The following is a 9614-nucleotide window of genomic DNA, read 5'->3' as shown; positions in this document are numbered from 1 at the left end:
CTCCGGTTCCGTTCCCACCCCAACCACCGGGATCCTGAGTGGTTACACCATCACCGCCGATGTGACTGGAACCGCCGCCTTGGCCATTGCCGACCCCTCCGTCCCCGCTGCGCCCGGGAACACCAAGGCCGCCCGGGGCACCACAGGTAGTAGTATCGCTCGCGCTACATGTGTCAGCCCAGGATGCTGCCACCCCTCCTAAACTGATAAGGAAGGCCTGCAAGGGGAGAAGGGCTGTCATAAATAAGTGGGGAACATAAGCAGTTGAAGCAAACCATAATAATTTTCGAGCGCGCGGAGAGATCTGCGTCTGCGAACAAATTATCTTAAAGAATAGCTGCTCCATCGCTGCCCCTCATATGTGATCGATAGATCCGTTGTGGTTTATATATCAGGACGTGCTGTATAGCCAGCAACTCACGTAGCCTATCGAAGCGCAACTGACCTGATACAATCGTCTTTTTGATATCCCACGCCGGCCGGCGTGCCGTGATCCGGTTCGATCTCGCGTTGCTATGGCCACCGCAAATGATGGGCCACGAATTTTAAGCTGACCGTAATCCACCCCGGAGGGCGTGTCGCGATGGCTCCTTCAACTGATGGCAGGTAAGATTTTTAATTCCCGAAGCGTATTGAGGATGACAGCGACGTCAATCAACTCCTGGAGTAATGCACCCTGAACAGGTTTTAGATAACCGAACGCGGCTGCGATCATGGCGATTACAGAAAGACCAATCCCAACCACTACACTTTCGACAGCAATGCGCCTTGACCGCTTGGCAATTTCAATCCCGGCGCGAAGTCTATCTATTCTATCTACGAGGAGAACGACATCGGCCGCTTCTGCCGAGGCTGCCGCTCCCCTCGCACCCATGGCAACGCCGACATCAGCCGCGGCAAGTGCGGGCGCGTCGTTGACGCCGTCTCCGACCATCATCACAGCACCGTTCTTGCGCTCGCTGAGTACGGTCAGCACTTTTTGATCGGGTGAAAGTTCGGAGTAGATGGCGTCAAGCCCCAAGCCCTTGGTGATGCGCCTGGCCACCGCAGCACGATCGCCTGTCGCCAGCACTATGCGCTTTACGCCGTCCTTGCGCAGTTCCTGTAACGTATCAACAACTTCGCCGCGCAAGGGGTCGGCCATAACGATATAGCCCGCAATCCTGCCGTCTATCGCGACTGCAACCAGGGCCGCTCCAGCTTCTGTATGGGGGATTTCGCTCAGTTTTGCATTGACCTGTCTCTCAACGAAGCTATGTCCGCCGACAACGACGCTTTTGCGATCGACCCAGCCCGCCACGCCATCCCCTGCCAGTTCGCTGACGTCAGTCGGCAATACAAGATCTATATCGCGCCCCTGAGCAGCCAGCACAAGTGCCTGTGCCATAGGGTGTTTGGACACCTGGTCAAGGGAAGCAGCGAACCGCAATACCTCATTTTCGCTGAATCCCGGCTCAAGGTGGATCGAGGTGATTTGCGGACGGCCGTCGGTCAGCGTTCCGGTCTTGTCCAGTACCAGCGTATTGATACGGGCCATATTCTCCAATGGGCGGGAGCCCTTCACCAACACCCCGAAATGAGCGGAACGCGACAGTCCCGCAACAAGAGCGACGGGCACCGCCAGGATGAGAGGACATGGTGTCGCCACGACGAGAACGGCGACCGACCTTATCGGGTCTCCCGTGAACCACCATGCTCCGAAGGCGATTATGACGGTCACTATCAGAAAGCCGATAGACCACTGGTCTGCCAGTCTGGACATTGGAGCCTTGGAATGCTGTGCCTCCTTCACGAGGCGAACGATGCCAGCGTAGGTGCTATCATTCGCTTCGTGCTTGGCAACGAGATCGAAAGCATCGCCGGCATTCATCGAACCGCTTAGCACATCTGCTCCCGACGCTAGCGAAACCGGAAGTGACTCTCCCGTGAGCGCAGACGTGATCGATGAAACGAAATCCTCATCGACTTCCCTCCTTGGCGAAAAAAGCTGTTGCACGCTTTAGTATCTCGCGTTCCTGCCGCAATATGTCATTCTCTCGACGAAGGCGTTTAAGCTCAGCCGCCATATCTTCGTTCGCAGCAACCAGTTCGGGATCATCCATGGCTGCATCCCGATTGCGGGAAATCCACCGTGTTAGCGTCGACAGTCTCCCACGTCAAGGTTCTCAGTAACTTCACGCCGGGTCCGACCACTCGTCTCGGCCAGACGAACAGCCTCACGTTCAAATTCTTCCGTAAAGGGCACCCGCTTCGTAATAAAGGTTTCCTTTCAACTCTTGAAAACCTCTCCACTTTTTCGAAGCAAGTCCACGGTTCATCTAATTCAATAAAGCAGAATTCTAATAGCATAACGTTACGTATGATGGCGTAACCGTTACGTAACGTAGTTGGGCTTTAGGGTTTGTGTACGATGAGTAGAGATTTAACACCCAGTCTGCGGCGCTTTGGTGAGCTTTTGCTTGGAGGGGGCATGGAGTGGATAGACCGTGATTGTTTTGGGGAAGAGAACAGCCATTTGGCAGCCGCTTTGGGGAATATGCGTGTTGGATGTAATGTACAATCAATATATGCTGCTGATGATGTCGAAGACATTCTCTACGACGAATGTTTCGCAACGCTAACTGGCGCGGATGGGCGGATATATTGTGCGGGGGATTTTATTCCAAAGCTTGAAGCTGCGGGTGAAGTTGCGCCGTTTGACAGGAAGATCCTTTCTGTTGTTCTAAAACATCTTGAGCTGAACCCGTACGCGGTACTCGGTTGTAATCTATCAGGAGATAATTTCTCTAATCTCGATTCTAGGAATGCGGTCAAAAGCCAAATTCTATCGCGACCAGATTTGGCATCCCGGCTAGTCCTTGAGGTCACCGAAACACAAAGATTGAACGAACTGCCAGCAGCTTCCGCGATGCTTACCGAACTGAAAGAAGTGGGATGTCGAATCGCGCTGGATGATTGCGGTGCCGGATATGCCACGCCCAGCCTGCTACAAGTACTTGATTTCGATATTGTTAAGATTGATCGATCGTTTGTTGGTGCGATCAGGCCTTCAAAGCGGGGAGGAAATTCCCTCTTACATATCATCGGTTTTGCAGCCTGTTACACATCGACAATAGTCGTTGAGGGAATAGAGACAGAAGAGCAGGCGTTAGTTGCACGCATCGCGGGTGCTACGCATCTTCAGGGCTTCTTGTTTCCGCGCCCTGTCCCGTTGGCATTTCCTTGAATGAGGCTTCCAAAACGAAGGCGACGACGAGGAGGTAACACAAGAGGCATTCAGTTAATGGAAGAGGCTACGATTCTGCTAAGCGCGTGAGGATTTATCGTCATAGAGTTCGGCAATTCTACGTGGAGTCAGCATTTTCGAAACGATGGGCAGTTCGGAGGACTTTGCGGCGTAGTTATTCATTAGAAATGTAAAGTTCCACAGTCCTTAGCATATTACATAGATGCAGCCATTGCATGAGAACTTATCGATGATCAGAGAAAAACTCGAAAGAGACGAAGTTTTAGGTTCGCCGATTGTCTATCTTGTTGACGGTGACGAGAAATTTCGGGAAGAAATATTGAAAGGTCTTTCAGGGATGGGGGTGAGTGGGCTCGGCTTTGCAAGCGCGGCTGCCTTTTATAGGGCCTATGCAGCGAAGCGGGCGGAAATTATCATTCTGGATACCGATTTAACAGAAGAAAGCGGATTGTCAATTGCAGCTCACCTGCGCGCTACGCAATCGGTAGGTATCATTATGGTAACGGCCCAGGGGGATATAGATGCTCGAGTTGAAGGTTTTAACGCTGGAGCTGACGCTTATCTCGTCAAACCAGTTGACGTGAGGGAGCTGTCTGCCACGGTTACAGCGCTTAGAAACCGTCTTTCCAGGTCCGGTGCGTCGTTATCGCATTCAGCCTTCGGTTGGTTATTGGTGGACGGAGGCTGGGTCCTGACCAATAATAGAGGGCAAAAACTCCGATTAACTAGTACAGAACGATGTTTGCTGGATCGGCTGTTTGTTGCGTGTGGCGAACTCGTTGAACGAAAGGTGCTTGTTGAAGAAGCATTGGGGCAGGATGTGTTTGAGTTCAACGATGCGCATCTCAATACAATTGTGGCGAGGCTCCGAAAAAGAGCTATGAGGGCAGGGATGGATCTACCTTTGCACACCATTCGGGGTAGAGGTTTTTTCTTTGCCGATTAACGCGGCGCATTTAGATGATAGCACCAAGACCATCCATTCCAACATTCTTGAGTGACGGATTGGAACACTAGATGCCGTAATGGGCTGGCTACTCATGATACGCCGGCCCATTACGGCATCTAGGCGGCGTGGACGAATTGGTTGACGAATTGATCGAAGCTTGATTCAAGACTGCCTTTTGGAGGCAGTCATGAGCCGAGGCGATCTGAGCGAATCCGAATGGCGTGTTTTGAAGGATTTGGTTCCGATTGAAGCCGTCAATCGGGGACGGGGGCGTCGTCGGGAGCAAAATCGAGCAATCATCAACGGCATACTTTGGAGACTTCGTTGCGGTACGCCGTGGCGGGATGTTCCACCCAAATACGGCAATTGGAATACGATCTATCGACGCTTTCGGCGCTGGAACGAAGCCGGGGTCTGGGAGGCTGTTTCGATCACGCTCGCCGAGATCATGGCTGACAGCGGCCACTACAGCATCGATAGCACCACAGTTCAGGCCCATATTTCGGCAGCGGGCGGAAACGTATGGCCCGCCCCGTTGCAAGGGACAATTGGGTGATGGTGTGAACAGTCTGCACAAACGTATCCGGCATGTTGGCGCGCTGGCCCATGCCAAGATGGAGATCCGCGCGTCCTGATCCTCATAAAGGGGCCGGCCTCGAAGGCCATTTTACGCCGGAGGTTTTCGGGACACCGATAGACTGTCAGGCCATCTTCCTTTTACCACTCGCAGTTCATCGCACCCGGCGCGTTTTCGCCATGTGCGCATTTCTATATGTCTTATGCTTTCACCGGCACCGGCATGCTCTTGTAGCTTTGCGCGTGGTGGAGCAAGGCCCACACGGTTCGCGCCATCTTTGCCGCTAATGCGACGACAGCGACATTGGAATGACTACGCGCAAGAAGTCCTCGCAGCCACGCCCCGATTGCAGTGTCGCTCTTTGCTAACGTGGGCATGGCGGATCGCGCGCCCTGGATTAGCATCTTGCGCAAGTATCTGCTGCCGCGTTTCGTAATGCCCAAGAGCTTTGGTCTTCCACCGGTGGTGGCTTGACGAGGCACGAGGCCCAACCAAGCTGCGAGGTCGCGTCCCTTGGCGAAGGTCGCTGCGTCACCGACGGCAGCGACCAATGCTGTGGCGTTCAGCGCCCCAATCCCGGGAATTTCTGTTAAACGCCGAGCCCGCACATCGGCTCGGGCCATCGCTGCGAACTCGGCATCAAAGGCTGCGATACGCCGATCAAGCTCCTCCCAGCGTGTGCGCATGTCACCCAGCAAAAACACCATGCGCGGGCTCAGTGCGACCGTATCGGTATCCAGCAACTCGCTGAGCAAGAATCGTAGTCGAGCATGTCCCTGTGCGACGACATGCCCGCGCTCCAAAAGTAAGCTTCTGATCTGGTTGGTCAGCGAAGTGCGTTCACCGACAAGGCGGTCGCGCACGCGGTGGAGCGTCTGAACGTCGAGTTGTTCCTCACTTTTGAGTTCGACAAAACGCATGGTGGGGCGAGTTGCGGCTTCGGCGATCGCCTCTGCATCACGGTCATCGTTTTTCTGAGCCTTGACGTAAGGCCGCACATATTCCGGCGACATGAGTCTAACCTCGTGCCCCAGAGCCGCTAGTGACCGTCCCATATGATGGGCACCACAGCAAGCTTCCATCGCAATAGCACATGGCGACAGTTTGGCAGCAAAACCGATAACTCCATCACGTCGCAGCCGCTTTCGAACAACAACCATTCCGCTTTCGTCCAGCCCAACAAGGCTGCAGCTATTCTTGCCCAGGTCAATACCAAGGATCATTATTTGCATGGTTCGCTCCTTCCCCTCTTGAACACTGGCATCATACACTGGTGCCGGCGGGAGGGGCGGGCCATCCATAAAGGGGACTCAAGAGACCGAGGCGCTTGGCCGATCGCGCGGCGGGTTCACCAGTAAACTTCACTGTCTGGCTGATGCCAGAGGAAGACCGCTTGCCTTCCATCTGACGGTTGGCGAAGCCGCAGATTGCAAGGCTTACGACACTCTGATCAGCTTACCCGAGAAAGCGCCACAGGCGCTTCTTGTTGACAAGGGATATGATGCGGATGCCATTCGTGATGATCTTGCCAGCCGCAATATCAAGCCCGTCATTCCTGGCAGAGCAAACCGCCGCGTGAAGATTGAATATGATCGCACGCTGTTAAACAGCGCAACCTAATCGAACGGTTGTTTGGCAGACTGAAAATCAACCGCGCCATTGCTACTCGATACGACCAACTCGCCGAGAGCTTCATCAGCATGGTTCATATTGCTACCGCAAGATACTGACTCAAATTCGTCCACGCCGCCTAGCTGTTTGGTCCCAGCATGTGATGGTGTAGAATTGTCACCGAACAGCGGAGGGAGCTATGGGCCAAATTCTCCACGGCAGCGCCAAGACCGCGCACGCCATTCGAGCAGACCTACAGCGATCGAAAGCTTCGGCCGCGGAGCTCGCCGCGCGTTTCGGGATCAACGAGAAAACGGTCCTGAAGTGGCGCAAGAGGCGTTCCGTGGAAGATATGCCAATGGGTCCGAAAGAGCGCCGCAGTACGGTTCTGACGCCTGTGGCGGTTTAGGATTGTGCCAGTATAGAGCTCTATAAAAATGAGATTTCGTTCGAAACTATGGGGTCGATGTGATTTTCTGCATTTTGTGGGGAACCTCACAGCAAAAAGCCATTTCCAATGTCGCAGCGGCGCGTTTATAGCAAGAATGGATGCGCATGGAGTCTTAATGCCCCGGGCGGTCTAATAACCCGCAGGGTCGAATTCCCACTTTACAGGTGATACAGCTATTTTTTGTACGAATTTGGTTGTATCCAGTCAAACTCAAATATGCAATGAAGTGACATTTAAAGACATTTTGTGAAATTGACTAAAAGAAAGAACAAAGTTACTCATACAACTGTATTTTGCTGTGAAAAATATTCTGATTCTGCGGGCTACTTCTGTGTACGGAGTGTGGCGGTGGGATTCTGCCTTGCAATTCGAGGGGGAAAATGCGCAAACATACAGCTTTACTTTTCGGCAGTTGTTCCGTGCTCACATTCGTGGCGGTTTCTGCTTTTCCTGCATTGGCTCAGCAGACCCCGAGCAATGCAGAACTTTATCAGATGGTTCTCACCTTACAGCGAAACCAAGAGCGAATGGCCAAAAGGCTTGAGCAGGCCTTGGAGGAAACTGCGCGGCTACGCCAGGAGTTGGCCACTGTCAATCAGGCGGTCGCTCAAAACCAGGCTGCCCTCCAGAACCAGTCCGTTCACGCGCGGATGTATGGCACGAGCCCCCAGTTGGCTGATAATCGCGCAGTTGCAGCGCCAAATATCTCTGTAGGATTGGGTGTCGGAGGCGATGGCGACGAGCAATTCGGCTTCAGCGAAGGTTCGGTTGCAGTGCCGCTCGGAGACAAATACGGCTTTCAGCTGGACGGTATCGGCGGTGTGACGAACGAAAGCGGTTTCGCCGGAGCTGCCGCGCATTTGTTTAGACGCGATCCGAAAAAGGGTGCGCTTGGCCTTTACGGTAGTTATCTTTACAGCACTGGAACCTATGACAACAACGGTTTTCTCGAAAACGGCTATATTAACAGCAAGTTAGGCGTCGAAGGACAAGCCTATCTGGGACGTTTCACACTTGATGGGCTCGCTGGCATTGAGTGGAATTCGCTTGAGGAAGCCTTTGATCCGTTTGCTCAAGGTCGTGTAAACTATTATGTGACCGATAATTTCAAGGTCGGTACTGGCCTGAATTACAGCGGCGCATTCGGTGGTTCCACCCAACTTGTTGGGGGTGCAGAGTATCTGATTGATTTCGGCGATGTTGCAACGACTCTTTACGGGGATTTGTCGTATGATCTCGATAAGAACAACCGCAGCGACAGTAACAGATTCTCAGCTATGGCTGGATTGCGCTTCCATTTTGGAACGCAAGGCAAAGCGTCCGCGCCTAAGACAGTATTCTGTAAAGATCCTTCCCAGAATTACTCATGTGACGTAACATCGGATCAGAGCGATTATTACGCGGATAAACCAGGTCGGACTCTCATCGAGCGTGATCGTGGTGACTTTATGCCAAATCGTCTTGGAACAGATATTCGTAATCTGCCACGTCAGACGAGCGACACGTGGGGACTGCCTGGCGTTCCGGGAACGCCAGGTGCTCCTGGTGCTCCAGGCACGCCAGGAGTAGGAATTCCCGGCGCCCCTGGCGCTCCAGGAGTAGGTACTCCGGGTGTTCCGGGGACACCGGGCACCCCTGGCCTTGATGGTACGCCTGGTACTCCGGGCACGGATGGACTCCCTGGCCTTCCCGGTTTGGATGGCCAACCTGGATCACCGGGTGAACCCGGTGTTCCAGGTTCCGATGGTCAACCGGGCGCACCAGGGCCAACTGGACCTGAAGGTCCACAAGGAACGCCTGGTGAACCCGGTGACACCGGCCCCGTTGGCCCTCCCGGAGTTCCCGGATCCCCAGGTGAACCTGGCACGCCGGGCTAAATCTGAACAGGGAACAATTAAAACAATACTGACAAAGGGTGCTGCAGCCCCTATGCTGTGGCACCTTCAATGATAGCCGGAGCCATATTTAATGAGCGGTGTACGACTTGATTGTATGATCCAATCTCCAAATCCCCCTGAGCTGATTGCTGCTGAAAGTACGCGCGACTGGATGGATCAAACGAGCGACCATTTTGCATATCGTTGCACACCACTATCAATTGCGAATGCGAGCGGTTGGGAATTGTTAAATCCGATCAGCATCACTGTTACCTGGAATGGTCACAACTCCACAAACGACATAATGATTCGCGTGAATGAACCAAACGTCACGCATCGGTTTGTAAGCTCAACGTTTGGGCATGGCATCGTCACATTTCATCCAGGCTATGTATTCAGGACCGACCCGGGTTGGATGGTTTGGGCACGAGGGGCTCCAAATCGAATAAAAGACGGGATCGCGCCTCTTGACGGTATGGTGGAAACCAACTGGCTGCCGTTTAGCTTTACAATGAATTGGCGCTTTACACGGCCAGGGTCTGTAACGTTTGAAAAAGGCGAGCCGTTCTGCTTCATCACCATGGTACCAAGTGTCGCTATTGAGCAGGTTCAGCCGATTATCCGGCCAATGGAAGATGATGCGGATTTCCATAAAGAATATAAGATTTGGAGCAGCGAGCGAAGGCTCTTTAGCGCTGGCTTGCAGATGCGAGATGAGTTGACGACCGAGACAAAGTGGCAAAAGAACTATCTGAGAGGCGCTTCGTCCACGGGCAAGTCAGTTGCAGACGAGAACCATCGAGTAAAACGATTATTGAAATCACCAATCCATATAGACGACTTGCGACGTAATCTTGCTGGCGTACAGTCGATCAGTGATGAGTAAGGGCGGTACGGCCTGA

General features: G+C 53.3%; 5 protein-coding genes and 5 pseudogenes. 7 read left to right on the top strand and 3 right to left on the bottom strand.

Annotation, left to right across the window (positions count from 1 at the left end; all coding sequences use genetic code 11):
- Positions 1 to 592: 592 nt before the first annotated feature.
- Together D8666_RS23125 and D8666_RS24540 are read right to left on the bottom strand one after the other, a co-directional pair.
- Positions 593 to 1939: pseudogene (locus D8666_RS23125) on the bottom strand (heavy metal translocating P-type ATPase); the annotation flags it as partial.
- Positions 1940 to 1956: 17 nt separating this feature from the next.
- Positions 1957 to 2257 (bottom strand): annotated as a pseudogene (locus tag D8666_RS24540) (transposase); the annotation flags it as partial.
- Positions 2258 to 2470: 213 nt separating this feature from the next.
- Here D8666_RS24540 and D8666_RS23120 point away from each other — a divergent pair.
- The 3 genes and pseudogenes from D8666_RS23120 to D8666_RS23110 form a co-directional block, all read left to right on the top strand.
- Positions 2471 to 3226: an EAL domain-containing protein gene (locus D8666_RS23120; protein ID WP_167836175.1), complete on the top strand. Its 756-nt coding sequence runs from the start codon at positions 2471 to 2473 to the stop codon at positions 3224 to 3226.
- 250 nt (positions 3227 to 3476) lie between these two features.
- Complete coding sequence (locus D8666_RS23115) at positions 3477 to 4193, top strand: response regulator transcription factor (protein WP_121539589.1); 717 nt, start codon at positions 3477 to 3479, stop codon at positions 4191 to 4193.
- Between the two features lie 190 nt (positions 4194 to 4383).
- A pseudogene (locus D8666_RS23110) lies at positions 4384 to 4713 on the top strand (IS5 family transposase); the annotation flags it as partial.
- Between the two features lie 260 nt (positions 4714 to 4973).
- Here D8666_RS23110 and D8666_RS23105 read toward each other — a convergent pair.
- Positions 4974 to 6005, bottom strand: a complete 1032-nt coding sequence (locus tag D8666_RS23105) for an IS110 family RNA-guided transposase (RefSeq protein WP_121539591.1) — start codon at positions 6003 to 6005, stop codon at positions 4974 to 4976.
- A gap of 28 nt (positions 6006 to 6033) precedes the next feature.
- On the opposite strand from D8666_RS23105, the pseudogene D8666_RS24535 reads away from it, so the two are divergent.
- The 4 genes and pseudogenes from D8666_RS24535 to D8666_RS23085 all read left to right on the top strand — a co-directional run.
- A pseudogene (locus tag D8666_RS24535) lies at positions 6034 to 6503 on the top strand (IS5 family transposase); the annotation flags it as partial.
- Between the two features lie 80 nt (positions 6504 to 6583).
- Positions 6584 to 6784, top strand: a pseudogene (locus D8666_RS23095) (IS481 family transposase); the annotation flags it as partial.
- Between the two features lie 431 nt (positions 6785 to 7215).
- Positions 7216 to 8712 carry a hypothetical protein gene (locus D8666_RS24395; RefSeq protein WP_147438026.1) on the top strand — a complete coding sequence of 499 codons (1497 nt, stop codon included), beginning with the start codon at positions 7216 to 7218 and terminating at the stop codon, positions 8710 to 8712.
- A 91-nt stretch (positions 8713 to 8803) separates the two neighbouring features.
- Positions 8804 to 9598, top strand: coding sequence for a DUF6065 family protein (locus tag D8666_RS23085; protein WP_121539588.1), 795 nt, complete (start codon positions 8804 to 8806; stop codon positions 9596 to 9598).
- Positions 9599 to 9614 lie beyond the last annotated feature (16 nt).

The sequence above is a fragment of the Ochrobactrum soli genome, assembly GCF_003664555.1.
GTDB lineage: Bacteria > Pseudomonadota > Alphaproteobacteria > Rhizobiales > Rhizobiaceae > Brucella > Brucella teleogrylli.
This window is presented reverse-complemented; position numbering and strand designations above follow the sequence as displayed.

Coding starts and splice junctions, on each gene's coding strand:
- D8666_RS23120 (WP_167836175.1), top strand. CDS start 2,471: ATGGAGTGGATAGACCGTGATTGTTTTGGGGAAGAGAACAGCCATTTG.
- D8666_RS23115 (WP_121539589.1), top strand. CDS start 3,477: ATGATCAGAGAAAAACTCGAAAGAGACGAAGTTTTAGGTTCGCCGATT.
- D8666_RS23105 (WP_121539591.1), bottom strand. CDS start 6,005: ATGCAAATAATGATCCTTGGTATTGACCTGGGCAAGAATAGCTGCAGC.
- D8666_RS24395 (WP_147438026.1), top strand. CDS start 7,216: ATGCGCAAACATACAGCTTTACTTTTCGGCAGTTGTTCCGTGCTCACA.
- D8666_RS23085 (WP_121539588.1), top strand. CDS start 8,804: ATGAGCGGTGTACGACTTGATTGTATGATCCAATCTCCAAATCCCCCT.